The sequence below is a fragment of the Allobosea massiliensis genome (assembly GCF_042655245.1).
Lineage (GTDB): Bacteria > Pseudomonadota > Alphaproteobacteria > Rhizobiales > Beijerinckiaceae > Allobosea > Allobosea massiliensis.
Map to the genome: position 1 here is coordinate 328603 of NZ_JBHSLU010000082.1, position 17487 is coordinate 346089.

Consider the following 17487-nt stretch of genomic DNA (forward strand, 5'->3'; position numbering starts at 1 on the left):
TCCGTGGAGCGGCACCGGGAGGCGCCTATTGAGGGACTTGTGGGCCGGGTCGCGACGCGGTTCAAGCATCGCCTCCCGGAGAGGCCCGTTCCACTCACGGGTTGGGCAGTGCCTTGCACACATCCTGCATTCGGCGGGACAAGGGCCATGAGATGGTCGTGGTAACGATGGAGAGGGGAATGCGGCGGACGTTGAGAGCGGCGTTGGAAAGCGGCTCGGTGGCCATCGGGCTGGCGGCCTGCGTCGTACGCACGGTCGAGATCGTCACCGTCACGCGCAGCTGCGGCTTCGATTTTCTGCTGGTCGACATGGAGCATGGCCCGATCGCGATCGGTGACGCTGCCTCGATCAGTGTTGCCGCCTTCGAGGCCGGGCTGCCCTGCCTGGTCCGCGTCGGCGGGCCCTACGCGCCGGATCTGGCGCGGGTGCTCGACTGCGGCGCCGAGGGCGTGGTGGTCCCCCATGTCGAGACGGCGGAAGAAGCGCGGCTGATCGTCGAGAAATGTCGCTTCCAGCCGCTGGGAAAACGCTCTCTGCCGAGCCCGCTGGCGCGGCTCGGCTTCCAGGTGCCCCCGGCCGCCGAGATGGTCCAGCGGATCGAGGCGGACACCTTCGTCGTGGCCATGGTCGAGAGCGCCGGTGGCGTCGCGGCGGCCAGTGACATCGCGGCCGTCGCCGGCATCGACGCCGTCATCATCGGCGCCAACGACCTCGCCGCCGACATGGGCCACCTCGGCGCGGTCGACCATCCCGAGGTTCTCGCCGCCTTCGCGGCTGTCGCGGCGGCGACGCGTGCGCAGGGCAAGATCTTCGGCGTCATCGGCGTCGGCGCGGCGCTGTTGCAATCGCATGCACTCGATCTCGGCGCCCGGCTGATCGTCGCCACCAACGACATCAACCTGCTGATCGACCAGGGAGCCGCGGTCGCGCAGACGCTGCGCGCGCGCACCGGGTCGGCCGCTCCCGCCGCTCCGCGCTAGTCGGCCGCGGGGGCGAGCCGGCAGGTCGAGCGGGTGAACACCTCGATCTGCGACAGGGCGGCGTCGAGCGTGGCGAAGGGGCCATGCTTCATCGCGCGCATGCTCTCGGCGACGCGCTCACCGGGAATGATTCGGTATTCGCCCGGCGCCGCCAGCTCGACGCGCCCCATATCGCGTCCGAGCAGGTCGGTCAGGGCCCAGCTGGTCGGGCCGCTGGGCGTGACGATGATGTCCATGGTCGGCTCCGCAGGCCCATCGCCCGGCCGCGAGGATCGCACGTTTCGGGGCGAGCCGCCTCATGCTTTGCGAGGCGTTGCGGCGCGGCTGCCACAGCTCGTGCGAATGGCCTCAGGAGCAGCGTCATTTACCGGCCGTTAACCATTGGCTGAATACACCGAAGACACCGAAAATTTACCAAGATGACCGCCGTGTTAACCAAACCCAGGCCCATCCGCCTCAAGGGGCGCTCCTACCTTGCCTTGACGCTGACCCCCGAGCTGCCGCTCGAGGACTGGCTGATCCGGCTCGACGAACTGGCCGCGCTCTCGGCCGGCTTCTTCCTGCGGCGGCCCGTCGTGCTCGACATCGAGGGGCTCGAGCTGGACCGGGCGGAGCTGCGCGACCTCGTCGGCAAGCTCTCCGGTCGTGGCGTCCGGATCATGGGCATCGAGGGGGCCAGGGCCTCCATGCTGGGCTCGGATCTGCCGCCGGCGATGTCCGGCGGGCGTTCCACCGCCGATGTCGAGCCGCCGGCCGCCGAGGCGGTTCCGGAGCCGGTGCCGGACGCGGTGGCGGCGGAAAGCGTCGTCCGCTCGGATCCGACGCCGGGCAAGCCGACGCCGTCGATCATCGTCACCCAGCCGGTGCGCTCGGGTCAGTCGCTGTTCTTCCCGGAGGGGGACGTCACCATCGTCGGCTCGGTCGCCTCGGGCGCCGAAATCGTCGCGGGCGGCTCGATCCATGTCTACGGGACGCTGCGGGGCCGGGCGCTCGCCGGCACCATGGGCAATGCCTCGGCGCGCATCTTCTGCAGCCGGCTCGAGGCCGAGCTGCTGGCGATCGACGGCTTCTACAAGACAGCCGAGGACATGGAGCCGGAACTGCGCGGCAAGGCCGTGCAGATCTGGCTCGAAGGCGAAACATTCAAGGTCGGGTCGATCGCCTGACCAGGCGACATCGGGACAATCGGGAGAGGTCTATGGGCAAGGTCATCGTGGTCACCTCGGGCAAGGGAGGCGTCGGCAAGACGACCTCGTCCGCCGCGCTCGGGGCAGCGCTCGCCAAGGGGGGCGAGAAGGTCGTGGTGGTGGATTTCGACGTCGGGCTGCGCAATCTCGACCTCGTCATGGGGGCCGAGCGGCGGGTCGTCTACGACCTCGTCAACGTCATCCAGGGCGAGGCCAAGCTCACCCAGGCGCTGATCCGCGACAAGCGCGTCGAGACGCTCTATCTGCTGCCGGCCTCGCAGACCCGCGACAAGGACAACCTCACCGCCGAGGGCGTGGAGAAGGTCATCGGCGCGCTAAAGAGCGTCTTCGACTGGGTGATCTGCGACAGCCCCGCCGGTATCGAGCGTGGCGCCACGCTGGCCATGCGCCATGCCGACGTCGCGATCGTGGTGACCAATCCGGAGGTCTCCTCGGTGCGAGATTCCGACCGCATCATCGGCCTGCTCGATTCCAAGACGCTGCGCGCCGAGCAGGGCGAGCACATGGAGAAGCACCTGCTGCTGACCCGCTACGACCCGGTCCGGGCCGAGCGCGGCGACATGCTCAAGGTCGACGACGTGCTGGAGATCCTCTCCATCCCGCTGCTCGGCATCATCCCCGAGAGCATGGACGTGCTGCGCGCCTCCAATCTCGGCTCGCCGGTCACGCTTGCCGACGATCGCAGCGCCCCCTCGATCGCCTATTTCGAGGCTGCGCGCCGGCTCCAGGGCGAGAACCTGCCGATCATGGTCCCGGGCGAGAAGCGCGGCTTCTTCGGCAAGATCTTCGGAAGGAAGGCGGCATGAACCTGCGTCGTTTCTTCTCGCGCGTGCAGTCGGCCCCCGCCGCACGCGAGCGCCTCAAGGTCCTACTGGCGCATGAGCGCGCCGCGGTCGGCGACTCCGATCTTGTCGCCAAGCTCCGGGACGAGATCCTGCGTGCGATCTCCAAGCACATGCAGATCGATTCAGAGAAGGTCAGCGTCACGATGGAGCGCGGCGCCCAGGTCTCGACGCTGGCCGTCGACATCGAGATCCCCTTCGACGTCGCCCGCAAGGCGGCGTGACACGAGCCTATGCGCGAGCCGGGGCATCCCTCCGCTCCGGCAGCGCCAGCGTCGCCCCGAAGCACGCCGCCAGCATCAGGCCCGAGCCGATGAGGCAGGCTTGAAGCCCGCCCGCCTGGTAGAGCAGGCCTGACAGCAGCGTGCCGCCGAACCGCCCCAGCGCATTGGCGGCATAGTAGAACCCGACATCCTCGGCCGCCTTCTCGGACCCGGCATAGGCCAGGATCAGATAGGAGTGCAGCGACGAGTTGACCGCAAAGGCGAAGCCGAACAGGCCAAGCCCCGCGACCAGCACGAGATCGGGCCAGGAGACTGCCCCGCTCAGCAGCAACGCGGCGAGCGCAAAGGGAATCGCCGCCAGCGCCAGCGACCACAGCCGCGCCGCCGGCACCTCCGACGACAGCCCGTCGCCGCTTCGGGCGATGAAGGCGGGCGCAGCCGCCTGGACCAGCCCGTAGCCGATCGTCCAGAGCGCGAGAAACGTGCCGACCATCGTGAAGGTCCAGCCCGAGGCGTAGAGAAACACCGGAACCCCGACGACGAACCAGACGTCGCGCGCACCGAAGAGCGCGACACGCGCCAGCGCCAGCAGATTGACGCCGCGGTTCTTGGCGAAGAGCTCGCGCGCGCTCTTGCTCGCCTTGGCCTTGCCCATCATCGCCGGCAGCGCGGTCAGCACGCCGAGCAGGATCAGCCCAAGCATCGCGGCCATCGCCCAGAGCGCGCCGCGGAAGCCGAACCCTTCGAGCAGCAGCCCGCCGAGGAAGAAGCCGACGCCCTTCATCGCGTTCTTGGAGCCGGTGAACCAGGCGACCCAGCGGAACAGCCGTCCCTCGGCGTCCTCGCTGCGCGCCGCGGCCTCGGCCACCTTGATCGCGGATTTCGAGGCCGTCTTGGTCAGGTCCTTGGCGACGCCGCACACCCCCTGCGCCATCACCACCCAGGCAACGGAGGCGGCAGCCGTCCAGTCCGGCGACAGGCCCGACAGCAGCAGGAAGCCCACGACCTGCGTGCCGAGACCCACCGCGAGCATGCGGGTGATGCCGTAACGCGCCGCGAGCCAGCCGCCGATCAGATTGGCGACGATCCCGGCCGCCTCGTAGAGCAGGAACAGGAAGGCGAGGGTGAAGGGCGAATAGCCGAGCCGGAAGAAATGCAGCAGCACGAGCATGCGCAGCGCGCCGTCGGTCAGGGTGAAGCCCCAATAGGCGGCGGTGACGATGGCGTAGTTGCGGGCTCCCTCGGTCACCCGATCAGATCCCGACCTGTTCGAGATGGCAGGCGAGATCGACCATCCGGCAGGCATAGCCCATCTCGTTGTCGTACCAGGCATAGACCTTGAGCATCGTGCCGTCGGTGACCAGCGTCGAGAGACCGTCGACGATGCTCGAGCGCGTGTCGCGCTGATAATCGATCGACACCAACGGGCGCGGCTCGAAGCCGAGGATGCCGGCAAGGGGCCCGCGCGCCGCCGCCTCGAACAGGGCGTTGACCTCGGCGGCGGTCGTCGACCGCTCCAGTTCGAAGACGCAGTCGGTCAGCGAGGCGTTCAGCACGGGCGCGCGCACGGCGTGGCCGTCGAGCTTGCCCTTGAGCTCGGGATAGATCAGCGCGATGGCCGTGGCGCTGCCGGTCGTCGTCGGCTGCAGCGAGAGCATGGCCGAGCGGGCGCGGCGCAGATCCTTGTGGGGCGCGTCGACCACGACATTGGTGTTGGTCGGGTCATGGATCGTGGTGATCTGGCCGTGCCGGATGCGCAAATTCTCGTGCACGACCTTCACCACCGGGGCGAGGCAGTTCGTCGTGCAGGAGGCGGCGGTGACGATCGGGTGAACGGCGGGGTCGTAGAGATGCTCGTTGACGCCGACGACGACGTTGAGGACCGAGGCGTCCTTCACGGGGGCGGCGACGATGACGCGCTTGGCGCCGCGCTTCAGATGCCCCTCCAGTGTCGCCGGCGTCAGGAACTTGCCGGTGCATTCGAGCACGACATCGACGCCGAGATCCCCCCAGGGGATGTCGCCCGGCTCGCCCGCCGCCGAGAAACTTAAGCGGCGCTCGCCGATCGTGACCGCATCCTCGCCGGCGCTCGCGATGCCGCCGCGCCAGCGGCCCTGCATGCTGTCGAATTCGAGCAGATGGGCGGTCGCCGCCGCACCACCCTTGATCTCGTTGAGATGGACGACGTCGAGCCGGTTGCCGGCGCGCGGATCGTCGCCCTGCCGGTCGGCCGCCCCCAGGGCGGCCCGCAGCGCCAGACGCCCGATCCGCCCCATGCCGTTGATGCCGACCCGCATGACTCTGCTCCCTGTCTGTCTCAGGGAGGCTGCATCACCCGGATGAAGGCATCATGTCAATATGTCGGTTGACAACGACATATTCTGTGATGAGACTCATGTCATCCGAAACCGACATATCGGGACGACGCCATGACGACCTCTCCTCTCGCGGTGCTTTTCGTGTGCAAAGGCAATCACGCGCGCTCCATCATGGCCGAGGCGATCATGCGGCGCATGGCCGGCAAGTTCGCCGTCTACAGTGCCGGCTCGCAGCCCCGTGCTTCGATCAATCCCTTCGTCGTCAGGCTGCTCAAATCGCTCAACCACGATGTCTCCGACCTGCGGCCCAAGAGCTGGGACGCATTTTCCGGCCCGAACGCGCCGCAGCTCGACTTCGTCTTCACCCTCTCGGAGACGGCGGCCAATGCCGTTCCGCCGGCCTGGCCGGGCAATCCCGTGACGGCGCTCTGGACCCTGCCGGATCCGGCCGCCCATGAAGGCGACGACGTTCAGAAGGCGCTCGCCTTCGCCGATGCCTACCGCATGCTGAACAACCGCATCTCGCTCTTCGCGAGCTTGCCTCTGGCGACGCTGAAGGGCATGGCTCTGCAGCACCGGCTGGACGCGATCGGCAAGGACACGTCGCGCGCCGATCCATTGCAGAGGGATGACGCCGCGTGAAGCAGGGGCCGGCGCCGAGGCTGGAATCCGCGGAGGCGGTCGCGCTCCTGGCAGCGCTCGCCCAGCCGACGCGGCTCGAGATCTTTCGCCTGCTGATGCGCTACCGGCCGCATGGGCTGGCAGCGGGCGATATCGGCCGGCTGCTCGCCGTCGCGCACAACACCCTCTCGGCCCATCTCGCGGCGCTGGAGCAGGTCGGCCTGCTGGCCTCGCGGCGCGAGGGGCGTCACATCATCTTCGCCGCCAAGCCAGGCCCCGCCGATGCGCTGCTGGCGTTCCTGACGGATGCCTGCTGCACCCAGGGCCCGGCCGCCTGCCCGCCAGGGGCCACGGCGATCCCGGCGCGGCGCGAGCCCGTCGCGAGCGAGCGGCCGCTGCGTGTCCTCGTGGTCTGCACCGGCAACTCGGCCCGCTCCATCATGGCCGAGGCCATTCTCAACCGTGAGGGCCTGGGACGGATCGAGGCCTTCTCGGCCGGCAGCCGCCCGCAGGAGGCGCCTCACCCGGCGGCCCTCGGGTTGCTGGCGGAACTCGGATACGACGTCTCCGCCATGCGCTCGAAGTCCTGGGACGAGTTCCTCGGACCCGAGGCGCCGCCACTGGACCTCGTCGTCACCGTCTGCGACGGCGCGGCGGAGACGCCATGCCCCGTCTTTCCGGGCGCGCCATTGCGTGCCCATTGGGGACTGGACGATCCGGCGGCGGCAGCCGGCCCCGCTGCCGCCCAGCGTGCGGCCTTCCTGCAGAGCTACCGCCAGCTCACCGCACGGGTGACCGCCTTCGTCAACCTGCCCTTCGAACAGATGGCGGCGGATGAACTCGCTCCCGTGCTGGCGGCGATCGGCCGGATGGATGGCGCGACGCCGATGACGCTGGAACGGGCGGCGTGAGCGTCACAATCGATCGCAGACCCGACGGCGGGGCCTCGCGCAACGTCCTGGCGATGTCCGGGTCTCGGGCGAGATACCGGTTGCGTCGCTGAAGGGCCGGCGCTTTGGAGCGGTCGGTCTGCTCGCACCCTGCGCTGGCGGCCGGTCATTTCGGGGCCGGCAGGGCGGCAGCCAGCCGTGACAGCAGGAACAGCGACAGGGCGGCCGCGCCCGAGAGCACGATCAGCAGGATCGTGCTCGGCAGCAGCCCGGCCCGCTCGACCATGACCGCGAAGGCGACCGGCGCAGCCGCCCGGATGGCCAGCCCCGGCGCCGATAGCTTGCCCAGCATCGCCCCATAGCCGGCCGGGCCGAAGAGCCGCAGCGGCACCGTGCCCCGCACGATCGAGCTCAGCCCCATGCTGACGCCATAGGCGATGGCGAAGAGCCCGGCGAGCGTCGCCGTCGTGCCGCTGACCAGCAGCAGCGCGAAGCCGAGCGGCATCAGCGTCGCCGAAACCCAGGCGGTCGTAGTCGGCTCGAGTTCCGTTCCGAACAGCATCTCGACCAGCCGCCCCGCCACCTGCGAGGGGCCGACCATGGCGCCGATCCCGACCGCGAGCGCCGCGCTGAGGCCGAGACCCTCCAGCATCGTCAGCAGATGCACCGACATGGCCGAGACCACGAAGCCCTGGAGCGAAAAGGCCAGTGCCAGCAGCAGGAAGGCGCGCATCCGATCCCGGCCGAGGAGATAGGCGTGCGCATCCCCCTCCGGCCTGGGCGCCATGACGGCCGCGGCCTTGCCGCCACGGGCCGGCAGCAGCAGCGCATGTAGCGGCAGGCACAGCACGAGATAGCCGATCGCATAGAACTGGTAGATGCTGCGCCAGTCGTGATGCGCGAGCAGGGCCGTCGTCAGCGGCCAGAACAATGTCGAGGCGAAGCCGCCGATCAGGGTAAGCTTGCTGATCGCGCGGCGGGCGCTTGACCCGTGAGCCTGAGTCAGCGCGGTGAAGGCGGCATCGTAGAACACGAGCGTTCCCACGGTCTCCACCGCGATCATGGCGGCATAGAAGCTCACCGGGTCGCGCGCCTGCGACAGGCCGTAGAGCGCGGCCGCCGCCAGCACGCTGCCGAGGCTCATCATCGCCCGCGTGCCGAAGCGGTCGATCAGCTGGCCTGAGAAGGGCGCCGCCAGACCGCCGGCCAGCAGGCCGGCCGCGAAGGCGCCATAGGTCCACTCCGGCGCCCAGCCGAAGCTCTTGGTGATCTCCGGGGCGAGCACCGCAAAGGCATAGTAGAGCGTGCCATAGCCGGCGACCTGCGTGGCGCCGAGCGCCAGGATGAGACCCAGGCCGCCTTGCGCGGCGGTCTGGGGCAGTGGGGTGGGCATGGTCGTCATCAGGCGGTCGCGAGCTCCGGCGTCTTGGTGGTGTTGCCGCAGCCGCAACCGGTCTCGCCCACGGCCTTGGCCTCGTGATCCTGCGCGCAGCAGGCGGTGCTGGCGACGGGAGCCGGCCCACCGCAGCAAGCAGCCGACGCCGCGCCGCCGCTGCCCGCCTTGCCGCCCGGCGTGGCGCTGCAGACGCCCGTCTCTGGCAGCACCAGTTCGACCCGCCGCGCCGCCTCATGGTCGCCCGCGAGTGCCGCCACGATGGAGCGGACCTGCTCATGGCCGGTGGCGAGCAGGAAGGTCGGGGCCCGGCCATAGGCCTTCATCCCGGCGATGTAGAAGCCGGGCTCGGGATGGGCGAGCTCGGCCGCGCCATGCGGGCGCACCGTGCCGCAGGAATGTTCGTTCGGGTCGATCAGCGGCGCCAGCACTGGCGGGCATTCCAGCGCCGGGTCGAGCGCGACCCGCAATTCCCGGAGCGGGCCGAGGTCCGGGCGGAAGCCGGCGGCGACGATCAGCTCGTCCACTGCCACCGTCCGGCCGTCATCGGCGATCAGCCGCAGCCCGGCGGCATCACTCTCGATACGCTCGGGCCGGTAGCCGGTCTCGACGGCCAGGCGCCCGCTCTCGACGAGCCGCGCGAGGCGCAGGCCGAGTTCACCGCGCGCCGAGAGCTGGTCTGCGGCCCCTCCACCAAAGGCCTTGGCGACATCGGCGCCGCGATAGAGCCAGGTGATGGCGGTCGGAGCCGGAGCGTCGGGCAGGGCGGCGAGCGCGGTCAGCGTGCCGATGGCGCTGTGACCCCCGCCGAGCACGGCGACCCTGCGGCCGGCATAGCGCGCGCGGTCGGCGCCGAGCACATCCGGCATGCCGTAGCGGATGCGTCCGGCGTTCTGCGCCTCGCCGATCGCGGGAAGCCCGCCCGAGCCGGCGGGGGTGGGCGAAAACCAGGTGCCGGAGGTGTCGATCACGGCGTCCGCGAAGAGCGTCGTCTCCTCGCCGCCGGTGCGGCAGCGCAGCGCGAAGGGCGCTGTTTCGCGCCCGGCGGTGCGGACCTTGTCGAAGCCGCGGCGCGAGACGGCCACGACCTCGGTGCTCAGCCGGATGCGCTCGCGCATCGCAGTGATCGCCGCCAGCGGAGCGAGGTAGCGCGCGACGAGATCGCCGCCGGTCGGATAGCTGTCGCCGTCCGGGCGCGTCCAACCCGCGGCCTTCAGCAGCCGCTCGGCCGCCGCATCGACATTGAAGGCCCAGGGCGAGAACATCGGCACATGCGACCACTGCCGGACGGCATGGCCGACCGCGGGTCCCTTCTCCAGCACGACCGGATCGAGCCCGCGCTCGAGCGCATGCGCGGCGGCGGCGAGTCCCACCGGTCCCGCACCGATGATGGCGATGGTCTGGCTCATGGCTGTTCTCCCTGTCCCCTGTCGCCGGCGCCGTCAGGCGGCGCTGGCACCCGACGTCTCGCAGCACTCGTCGCGGCAGCACTCCGCCACGAGGAAGTCGACGAGCCCGTTCATCACCTCGAAATTCGCGCGGCAGACGAGGGTGCGGCCCTGCCGCTCCTGGCTCACCAGCCCGGCCACGATCAGCGCCTTCAGATGAAAGGAGAGGGTCGACTGCGCGATGCCCAGCCGGCTCTGGCAATCCCCGACCGACAACCCGCCATGACCGGCGCGGACGAGGGCGCGGTAGAGCGAAAGCCGGGTCGGATTGCCCAGCGCCTCCAGCCGCGACGCTGCGATGATCGTGTCCATGCCGCGAGCATGATCGACACGGCAAAGATCGGCAATCGATAGTTCCGGTTTTATCGAAATAAAGCGCTGCGGCGGGTGCGCCCGTCAGAACCGGTAGATCCGACGCGCATTGTCATGGAACAGGCGGTCGCGCTCGACCTCGGTCATCGCAGCGGTGGCGGCGAGGAAGCCCGAGAAGATCGTGTCGAAATCGCCAACGAGACCGTCGACCGGGAAATTGCTGGCGAACATCGCCCGGTCCAGCCCGAAGATCGCGATCGCGTCGCGGATCACCGGGCCATTGGCCTCGACGGTCCAGGGCCGCCCCGGCAGGCCGATGCCGGAGATCTTGAGGGCGATATTGGGCTGCGCAGCCGCCTGCTCCAGCGCGCGGCGCCAGGAAGCGAGCGCCTCCGGGCTGCGGTCGGCCGGCAGGCCGGTGTGATTGACGATGATCTGCGTCGCGGGGAAATCTCGTGCCAGATCGGCTGCGGCATCGAGATGCCACCAGGGGGTCTGCAGATCGTAGGACAGGCCGTGTCGCGCCAGCAGGGCATAGCCCTCGCGCCAGCGCGGATCGTCCATCGAGCCCGGTGCGTTGCGGCGGGCGTCCTGTGGCTTGCCGGCCGCCGCGGGCTTGTGCCGGACGCCGCGCACGATCGGCACGGCCGCATGGGAGGCGAGCAAGGCCCCGGCCTCCGGCGCCGCGAAATCGCACCAGGCGACGATGACGGAGGGCACGCCCTCGCGCGCCGCGACCGCCGCGACCCAGGGGCTTTCCAGCGCCGCCTTGTCGCGCGCCCACTCGGCCTCGACATAGACCGAGCCCGTGACGGGCCAAGCCTTCGTGTCGGCGCGGTAGTCGGCCGGGAGATAGTTGCGGCAGATCGGCGAATAGTCGCCATAGCGGAAGGGGATGCGCTCCGCCTTCAGCCAGGGCAGGTCGTTGGCGAGGTCCCAGATGTGGTGATGCGCGTCGATCACGGCGCGCGGGCGGGCGGGCAGGGGGCTCGGCGCAGGACTCATGGCTGGGCCTTTCCGCGCGTCGCGGCCTCGTGCTCGTAGAGCTTCACCACGGCCGCCGAATCCGACATCTCATGGCCAAGCGCGACATAGTCCTTGTAGCGCTGCACGCCCTGCTCGATGACGCCGAGATCGAGCCCCAGCCCCTGAGCGAAGGCGGAGACGGCCTTCAGATCCTTCAGCAATTGCCGCGCATAGCTGGAGGGCGGCTCGAAGGCGCGTTGCTGCATCTGCGGATAGAGCCGTTGCAACAGGCTGCTGTCGGCATGGCCGCCGGCGAGGCATTGCGGCAGCCGGGCCGCGTCGATGCCCGCGGCCTCCGCCAGCATCAGCGCTTCCGCCATCAGGACATAGCCCGTGCCGACGATCGCCTGGTTGATGACCTTGGTCGTCTGTCCGGCGCCGACCGGGCCCATCAGCGTGACGTTGCCCGCCATCTCCGCAAGGAGCGGCTTGGCCGCCTCGAAATCGGCGGCGTCGCCGCCGGCCATCACCGTCATCTGCCCCGTGCGGGCGAGCTGCGGCCCGCCCGAGACCGGCGCATCGATCCAGCCTGCGCCCGTCAGCGCCTTCAGCTTCGCCGCGACACGGCGCGTGCCTTCGGGATCGGCGGTCGAGCAATCGATGACGAGCTTCGGAGCAGGGCTCGCCGCAGCAATCCCGTCCGGCGCCAGGACGCTGCGCTCGACGGCCTCCATATGCAGCACGCAGAGCATGACGATGTCGCTCGCGGCCGCGACAGCCGCAGGAGACTCCGCCGCGACGGCACCGTGCGGGAGAACCGTCGCCAGCCGCTCGGGCTCGAGGTTCCAGACGGTCACGCTGTAGCCGAGATCGAGCAGGCGACGCACCATCGCCTCGCCCATGATCCCGATGCCGATGAAGCCGATCCGCGGGCGAGCAGCCTTCGCGTCGGCCGTAAGGCCTGCCGCCTCCGGCGCGAGCAGGCCGCGCGCGACCAGCTCATGCCGGATCTCCGGGCCGTGCTGGTCGAGCAGCGGCGGCGGCAGGCGCATCTGCTGCGGCGTGGCGCTGAGCTTCACCGGGAATCCGAGCGCCTTGAAGGCCCCTTCCACCGGATGCGCCACCATCTGCACCATCTCGCGCGCCACCGCCTGCTCGCTGACCACGGCCTGCGCATAGTCGAGGATCGGCGCGGCGGGGACGCCGGCCTCCAGCAGCCCGTCGATCCAGGCCTGGCGTGGGCGCGAGGCGAAGGTCGGCGCCATCGCGTCGATGAGCTCGAGGCGGTTGGCGATGCGCGCGGCGTTGGTCGCGAAGCGCTCATCCGCCTGCAGATCCTCGCGGCCGAGCACCTTCAGCAGCTTCATCCACAGGCCCTGATTGGCGGCGCCGATCACGAACCAGCCGTCGGAGGCCGCCACCGCCTGATAGGGCGCCGACATGCGGTTGGCCGAGCCGATCGGCTCCGGCGTCCTGCCGGTGCCCCACAACTCCGTCGTCTCCCAGACGGAGAGGGCGAGCGCGGCCTCGAACAGCGACGCGTCGACGAACTGCCCCTGGCCGGAACTCTGCCGCCCGATCACCGCACTCAGAACGGCATAGGTCGTGAACAGCCCGGCCCCGAGATCGGCAACGGGAATCGAATTCTTTGCCGGCTCCATGCCGGGCAGGCCGTTGGCGCTGAGCACGCCCGAAACAGCCTGGGCGATCAGATCGAAGCCCGGTCGCTGCGACCAGGGGCCCGTTTGGCCGAAGCCGGAAATGCTGGCGAAGATCAGGCGCGGATTGAGCGCCTTCAGCGTCACGTAATCCATGCCGAGGCGCTTGGCGACGCCGGGGCGCGCATTCTCGATCAGAATGTCGGCCGTCTTGACCAGCGCGTAGAGTACCGCGCGGTCAGCCTCGGATTTCAGGTCGAGCGCGATGCTGCGCTTGTTGCGGTTCAGCGCCAGGAAGCCGGGGCTGTCGGCGCCTTTCAGGCGAAAGCCCATCGACTGCCGGGTCGAATCCCCTGTGCCGGGCGGCTCGACCTTGATGACGTCCGCGCCCATGTCGGCCAGCAGCATGCAGCAGAACGGCCCGGCCATGACCTGCGAAATGTCGAGCACCCGAAGGCCCGCGAGCGGCAACGTCATTCCTCTTCTCCTCCTGTCCGGGCCAGTCTGCGGAATGTCTCGTCCGCGCCGGCCTCTTCGGTCTTCCGCCTGCGAAGGCGCGCCGTCTTCATCATTCCGCGTCGGGCAGCGATAGGCCATGGCCCGACGCGCGTATGCAGTATGCACGAATGCGATGGCGACGGGGACGCGCAGGGATTGGCGGAATTCGCGCTTGCAAGGACGGGCGGGCGCGATCGAGCAGCCTGAAGCTCCCGCGACACGGCGGCGCGTTTTGTTCCCTGCGATCCGCGAGCGCCGTCACTGCGGTCGGGAGAGAGCCATCATATCACAAGTTAATGTGGTGGATTGAACGACGACTATTCTGCCGACAACCGCAGACTGAACAGATGTGATCGGAGCAACGAGCGATGTCGGATGAAATCAGGCCGATCACCGCCCTCGATTTGGCGGCTGAATGGCAGCGCGCCGAGGTCGGGCCCCGCCCGTCGACCAAGGTGATCAGGGCAGAGGATCTTTGCATCGATCCGGCCTATCAGCGCGATCTGTCGACCAAGTCGATCCGCCTGATCCGCAAGCTCGTCGAGGAGTGGGACTGGCGCCGCTTCAAGGTGCCGGTCGTGACCCGGGTCGACGACCAGTGGCACGTCATCGACGGCCAGCATACGGCCATTGCCGCCGTCACCCATGGCGGGATCGCGGAACTCGAGGTGCTCGTCGTCGAGGCGGGCGACCGCAGCGACCGTGCCGGCGCCTTCATCGGCCATAACAAGGACCGCGTGCAGATCACCAACAGCCAGCTCTTCTTCGCCGCCGCCGCCGCGGGCGATGAGGATGTGTTGACGGCGCTGCAGATCTGCGAGCGGGCCGGAGCCTGCATTTTGCGCAACCCGTCGCCCGGCCGGCCCTTCCGCCCCGGCGAATTGATCGCCATCGCCGCGCTGATGCAGCTCGTGAAGCGCCGGACCACGGTCAAGGCCCGCACCGTCATCGAAACGCTGGTGCGGGTGCGCGCCGCGCCGATCACCGCCGACCTGATCAAGGCGGTCGACATGGTGCTGCACGATCGCAACTATGGCGAGGTCGATCCGGAGGAGATCGTCGCGGCCTTCGAGAGATACGGTGCGGTCCTCACGGCCAAGAGCGTCGAGCTCGCCCTGGCCAAGGCCATCCCGCGCGCCCGGGCCATGGGTGTCGTGCTGTATCAGCACACCCGAAAGCGCAAAGCGGTGCGGCCTGCGGAGTCGCCGGGCGGCCATGAAGCGGCCGGCGCCGTCCTGGGCTGAGTCGATGTCGCCATCCGCTCAAGCCGGACGACCGGCCCGGTTGCATGTGCGCTACGAAGGCAACCCGTGATGGCCGCCGCGGATGACAACGGGCGGCCGCTGGCACCGCTGCTGCGCAAGCTGATCGCGCTCGGCCCAGTCAGCCAGGCCGATGCGGCGGCGGTCGAATCGCTGCCGCTGACCCTCCGCGAATACCCGCCCGGCCAGGAGATCGTGCGCGAGCGCGATCGGCCGACGCAAGGCTGCATCCTGCTCAGCGGCATGTGCTGCCGCTTCAAGATCGTCGGCGACGGAGCGCGCCAGATCAATTCGTTCCATGTCCCGGGGGACATGCCGGATCTCCAGAGCCTGCTGCTCCACCAGATGGACCACGGATTGCTGACGCTGACCCGCGTGCGCCTCGCGCTCGTCCCGCATCCGACGCTGATGCAACTCGTCGAGAACCACCCGCGGCTCGGATTTCTGCTCTGGCGCGACACCCTGATCGACGGCTCGCTCTTTCGCGAGTGGATGTGCAGCATCGGACGCCGCACCGCGCGCGTGCGCGTTGCTCACCTGCTCTGCGAGCTCTTCCTGCGCTATCGCAATGTCGGGCTGGCCGAGGACATGACCATGCCCTTTCACCTGACGCAGACCCATCTGGGCGACGCGCTGGGGCTGTCGGTCGTCCATGTCAACCGCGTGATGAAGAGCCTGCGGCGGGATGGGGTGATCGGCATCGCGAGCCGCCGGCTCACCATCCTCGACCGGCCGGGTCTCGCTCGCATCGGCGACTTCGACGACGCCTATCTGCATCTGACGCCGGGCAGCTGACCTCAGCGAATGGCGCGCATCTTAGCCTAGGTTAATGCGGCGATCGGTCGCCCTGCCATAGTGGAACCGTGCCGGGTGCGGACAGGGAAGGGGTTCAGCCATTGCCCATCCGCGAGACAAACGACTCCTTCCCTTCGCAATGCGCCGCCGGCGTCAGGGCCGCCGCAATGCGGCGGGGTTGGGATCCGAGCCTGCGAGCGCGGCAGCCATGCGGCGTCGCGGCGCAGCCAGCCTGGGGATACTGCCTTCGTCACACGGTCGTCATCGACCCGTTCCCGATCAACGTGATCGAGGTGGGCGAAACGATTCAGGCTAGGGGACAAAGCGCGGCGTCGAGGCAGCGGCCCCAGGTCGCCCGCTGGCGCAGATCGGCGGAGCGTCGCATTTGAAAAAGCGCCTCTTCCTTTTGGCGACCGCGGCCCTGGCGCCGGGCGTTGGGCTCCTGGCGATCAACGAGGTGACCTACCGCGCCGAGCGCGAGCGGGAGGTCCACCGCATGGCGCAGCAGGCGAGCCGCCAGGCCGCTTCCGAAATCGAGCGCCTGATCGAGGGCATGGACGGCCTGCTGATCGCGGTGGCGGCCAATGCCGCGGTGTCGGCCGCCGATCCACAGGCCTGCGGCATGGCGCTCGCGGCCGTGGCGGCTTCCGTGCCGTCAATCCGCGTCATCTTCCTGATGTCGGCCGAGGGCCGCGTGGTCTGCGACAGCGCGGGCTCTTCCGCGGGCCAGGACATGTCCGACCGCAGCTACTGGAAGGAGGCCCTGACCGCAGACCGCTCCGTGGTGGGTGAGTACACGCAGAGCCGGATCACCGAAACGGCCGTCCTGCCCATCGCGCGCGCCATCCGGGACAATCAGGGAGCGCCCCGCGGCGTCCTTGCCACGGGAATCCGGCTGGACTGGCTGGGCGAGCGCCTGCGCGAGCGGGGCGTCACGCCCTCGGGCGCATTGACGGTGGCCGACCGGAACGGCGTCATCCTCGCGCGCCATCCGGCTCCCGAGCGCTTCGTGGGCACACGCATTCCGGACGGCTTCCAGCATCTCGTACGGGCAGCCCGGCCCGGAACCCTCGATCTCGTCAGCCAGGATGGCGAGGCTCGCATCGTGGGTTACCAGCCCGTCGGTCTGCCTGTTCCGGGGATCTATGTCAGCGCCGGCCTGGCCCGGTCCGAGGCCTTCGCGGCGATCGACCGGTCGAGTCTGATCGGGGCCATCATCGTCGGGCTCGGCGCGATCCTGACCTTCGCCGCAGCCTGGTTCGTCGGCAACGCCTTCGTTCGCCGGCCGATCATGCGGATCAACGACGTCCTCGCCGCCTGGCGTCGAGGTGAGAGCCAGCGCCGCACGGGTATGCGCACCGCTCACGGCGAGCTCGAGAGCGTCGGCCACGCGGTCGACGAGCTGCTCGACGAATTGGCGCTTCGCGAAGAAGCGGCGGCCCGAGCCGGCGAGCAAAGGGACCTGCTGACGCGCGAACTCGGCCATCGCGTCAAGAACCTGCTGACCGTCCTCCAGGCGATCGCGCGACAGACATTCGGTCCCTATGTCGACGCCGAGCGCTCGCGCATCTTCTCCGAGCGGGTCGTCGCGCTGTCCTCTGCACTCGATGTCATGCTGTCAGACGAGCAGCGCGAGGGTTCGGTCGCGGAGGTGGTGGCGACGACGCTGCGGCCCCATGTCGACAGAATGAGCCGCATCCAGACATCCGGGCCACTTGTCAGGTTGAGTGGCAAGGTGGCGCTGGCGCTGTCGATGATCGTGCACGAACTCTCGACGAACGCCCTGAAGTACGGCGCACTGCGGGACGGGAACGGCGTGGTGAAGATCGAATGGACGCTGGATGCGAACGGTCGCTTCAGCTTCCTCTGGCGGGAATGCGACGGCCCGCCGGTCATTCCGCCGGATCGTCACGGATTCGGAAGCCGCCTGATCAAGAGGGCGCTGCCCGCGGAATGTAACCCGCAGGTGGATGTCGACTACCTCCCGTCGGGCGTGGTTCTCCGCCTGTCGTTCGATGTCGGCGAGCGGGCGGCTCCGCCACAGTCCGCGTCGGCCGCCGCCGGCTGACCGC

Annotated in this window: 17 protein-coding genes and 1 pseudogene; 9 read left to right on the forward strand and 9 right to left on the reverse strand. The window is 69.3% G+C overall.

The window, feature by feature from the left end; all coding sequences use genetic code 11:
* Window positions 1–179 precede the first annotated feature (179 nt).
* A complete protein-coding gene (locus ACFPN9_RS23860; RefSeq protein ID WP_377817719.1) occupies window positions 180–980 on the forward strand; it encodes an HpcH/HpaI aldolase family protein in 801 nt (266 codons plus the stop codon).
* Here the strand turns inward: ACFPN9_RS23860 and ACFPN9_RS23865 are convergent.
* The gene (locus tag ACFPN9_RS23865) at window positions 977–1216 is read right to left on the reverse strand and encodes a hypothetical protein (RefSeq protein ID WP_377817721.1); all 240 of its coding nucleotides are present in this window, start codon (window positions 1214–1216) and stop codon (window positions 977–979) included. The two genes, ACFPN9_RS23860 and ACFPN9_RS23865, sit on opposite strands and share 4 nt — an antisense overlap.
* Before the next feature lie 183 nt (window positions 1217–1399).
* Here ACFPN9_RS23865 and minC point away from each other — a divergent pair, with 183 nt between their 5' ends.
* From minC to minE, 3 genes are read left to right on the forward strand one after another with little or no spacing between them, the layout of a single operon-like run.
* On the forward strand, window positions 1400–2146 hold the full coding sequence (gene minC, locus ACFPN9_RS23870) for a septum site-determining protein MinC (RefSeq protein ID WP_067995171.1): 747 nt from the start codon (window positions 1400–1402) through the stop codon (window positions 2144–2146).
* Between the two features lie 32 nt (window positions 2147–2178).
* The gene (gene minD, locus ACFPN9_RS23875; RefSeq protein ID WP_066723225.1) at window positions 2179–2994 is read left to right on the forward strand and encodes a septum site-determining protein MinD; all 816 of its coding nucleotides are present in this window, start codon (window positions 2179–2181) and stop codon (window positions 2992–2994) included.
* Entirely contained in the window at window positions 2991–3254 is a 264-nt protein-coding gene (minE, locus tag ACFPN9_RS23880) for a cell division topological specificity factor MinE (protein ID WP_066723222.1), read from the forward strand. Before minD ends, minE begins: the two co-directional genes overlap by 4 nt.
* A gap of 7 nt (window positions 3255–3261) precedes the next feature.
* Here the strand turns inward: minE and arsJ are convergent, their stop codons facing one another.
* Together arsJ and ACFPN9_RS23890 are read right to left on the reverse strand one after the other, a co-directional pair.
* Window positions 3262–4503: an organoarsenical effux MFS transporter ArsJ gene (gene arsJ, locus ACFPN9_RS23885; protein WP_465247898.1), complete on the reverse strand. Its 1242-nt coding sequence runs from the start codon at window positions 4501–4503 to the stop codon at window positions 3262–3264.
* 4 nt (window positions 4504–4507) lie between these two features.
* On the reverse strand, window positions 4508–5551 hold the full coding sequence (locus ACFPN9_RS23890; protein ID WP_377817722.1) for an ArsJ-associated glyceraldehyde-3-phosphate dehydrogenase: 1044 nt from the start codon (window positions 5549–5551) through the stop codon (window positions 4508–4510).
* A 132-nt stretch (window positions 5552–5683) separates the two neighbouring features.
* On the opposite strand from ACFPN9_RS23890, the gene ACFPN9_RS23895 reads away from it, so the two are divergent.
* Together ACFPN9_RS23895 and ACFPN9_RS23900 are read left to right on the forward strand one after the other, a co-directional pair.
* Window positions 5684–6214: an arsenate reductase ArsC gene (locus ACFPN9_RS23895; RefSeq protein WP_066723214.1), complete on the forward strand. Its 531-nt coding sequence runs from the start codon at window positions 5684–5686 to the stop codon at window positions 6212–6214.
* On the forward strand, window positions 6211–7104 hold the full coding sequence (locus ACFPN9_RS23900) for a metalloregulator ArsR/SmtB family transcription factor (protein WP_066723212.1): 894 nt from the start codon (window positions 6211–6213) through the stop codon (window positions 7102–7104). Before ACFPN9_RS23895 ends, ACFPN9_RS23900 begins: the two co-directional genes overlap by 4 nt.
* A gap of 145 nt (window positions 7105–7249) precedes the next feature.
* Here ACFPN9_RS23900 and ACFPN9_RS23905 read toward each other — a convergent pair whose 3' ends face one another.
* The 6 genes and pseudogenes from ACFPN9_RS23905 to ACFPN9_RS23930 form a co-directional block, all read right to left on the reverse strand.
* On the reverse strand, window positions 7250–8485 hold the full coding sequence (locus tag ACFPN9_RS23905; protein ID WP_066723209.1) for an MFS transporter: 1236 nt from the start codon (window positions 8483–8485) through the stop codon (window positions 7250–7252).
* Window positions 8485–9885: an NAD(P)-binding domain-containing protein gene (locus tag ACFPN9_RS23910; RefSeq protein ID WP_377817725.1), complete on the reverse strand. Its 1401-nt coding sequence runs from the start codon at window positions 9883–9885 to the stop codon at window positions 8485–8487. The genes ACFPN9_RS23905 and ACFPN9_RS23910 overlap by 1 nt, the downstream gene beginning before the upstream one ends.
* 33 nt (window positions 9886–9918) lie before the next feature.
* Window positions 9919–10236, reverse strand: coding sequence for an ArsR/SmtB family transcription factor (locus ACFPN9_RS23915; RefSeq protein ID WP_377817726.1), 318 nt, complete (start codon window positions 10234–10236; stop codon window positions 9919–9921).
* A gap of 84 nt (window positions 10237–10320) precedes the next feature.
* Window positions 10321–11241: an amidohydrolase family protein gene (locus ACFPN9_RS23920; protein WP_377817727.1), complete on the reverse strand. Its 921-nt coding sequence runs from the start codon at window positions 11239–11241 to the stop codon at window positions 10321–10323.
* Entirely contained in the window at window positions 11238–12200 is a 963-nt protein-coding gene (locus ACFPN9_RS23925) for an NAD(P)-dependent oxidoreductase (RefSeq protein WP_377817771.1), read from the reverse strand. The genes ACFPN9_RS23920 and ACFPN9_RS23925 overlap by 4 nt, the downstream gene beginning before the upstream one ends.
* Window positions 12174–13337, reverse strand: a pseudogene (locus ACFPN9_RS23930) (CaiB/BaiF CoA transferase family protein); the annotation flags it as partial. The gene ACFPN9_RS23925 and the pseudogene ACFPN9_RS23930, both read right to left, overlap by 27 nt.
* Window positions 13338–13726: 389 nt before the next feature.
* Here ACFPN9_RS23930 and ACFPN9_RS23935 point away from each other — a divergent pair.
* From ACFPN9_RS23935 to ACFPN9_RS23945, 3 genes are all read left to right on the forward strand, one after another.
* Window positions 13727–14602, forward strand: coding sequence for a DUF6551 family protein (locus ACFPN9_RS23935; RefSeq protein WP_066735583.1), 876 nt, complete (start codon window positions 13727–13729; stop codon window positions 14600–14602).
* 69 nt (window positions 14603–14671) lie between these two features.
* Complete coding sequence (locus tag ACFPN9_RS23940; protein WP_377817728.1) at window positions 14672–15415, forward strand: Crp/Fnr family transcriptional regulator; 744 nt, start codon at window positions 14672–14674, stop codon at window positions 15413–15415.
* Between the two features lie 385 nt (window positions 15416–15800).
* The gene (locus tag ACFPN9_RS23945; protein WP_377817729.1) at window positions 15801–17483 is read left to right on the forward strand and encodes a sensor histidine kinase; all 1683 of its coding nucleotides are present in this window, start codon (window positions 15801–15803) and stop codon (window positions 17481–17483) included.
* The last annotated feature ends 4 nt before the right edge of the window (window positions 17484–17487 follow it).

Bases quoted from the DNA above. Each gene is read 5' to 3' on its own strand.
- ACFPN9_RS23905 (WP_066723209.1), bottom strand. From the start codon at position 8,485: ATGACGACCATGCCCACCCCACTGCCCCAGACCGCCGCGCAAGGCGGC.
- minD (WP_066723225.1), top strand. From the start codon at position 2,179: ATGGGCAAGGTCATCGTGGTCACCTCGGGCAAGGGAGGCGTCGGCAAG.
- ACFPN9_RS23910 (WP_377817725.1), bottom strand. From the start codon at position 9,885: ATGAGCCAGACCATCGCCATCATCGGTGCGGGACCGGTGGGACTCGCC.
- ACFPN9_RS23935 (WP_066735583.1), top strand. From the start codon at position 13,727: ATGTCGGATGAAATCAGGCCGATCACCGCCCTCGATTTGGCGGCTGAA.
- ACFPN9_RS23915 (WP_377817726.1), bottom strand. From the start codon at position 10,236: ATGGACACGATCATCGCAGCGTCGCGGCTGGAGGCGCTGGGCAATCCG.
- ACFPN9_RS23920 (WP_377817727.1), bottom strand. From the start codon at position 11,241: ATGAGTCCTGCGCCGAGCCCCCTGCCCGCCCGCCCGCGCGCCGTGATC.
- ACFPN9_RS23895 (WP_066723214.1), top strand. From the start codon at position 5,684: ATGACGACCTCTCCTCTCGCGGTGCTTTTCGTGTGCAAAGGCAATCAC.
- ACFPN9_RS23865 (WP_377817721.1), bottom strand. From the start codon at position 1,216: ATGGACATCATCGTCACGCCCAGCGGCCCGACCAGCTGGGCCCTGACC.
- ACFPN9_RS23890 (WP_377817722.1), bottom strand. From the start codon at position 5,551: ATGCGGGTCGGCATCAACGGCATGGGGCGGATCGGGCGTCTGGCGCTG.
- ACFPN9_RS23940 (WP_377817728.1), top strand. From the start codon at position 14,672: ATGGCCGCCGCGGATGACAACGGGCGGCCGCTGGCACCGCTGCTGCGC.
- minC (WP_067995171.1), top strand. From the start codon at position 1,400: ATGACCGCCGTGTTAACCAAACCCAGGCCCATCCGCCTCAAGGGGCGC.
- minE (WP_066723222.1), top strand. From the start codon at position 2,991: ATGAACCTGCGTCGTTTCTTCTCGCGCGTGCAGTCGGCCCCCGCCGCA.
- ACFPN9_RS23860 (WP_377817719.1), top strand. From the start codon at position 180: ATGCGGCGGACGTTGAGAGCGGCGTTGGAAAGCGGCTCGGTGGCCATC.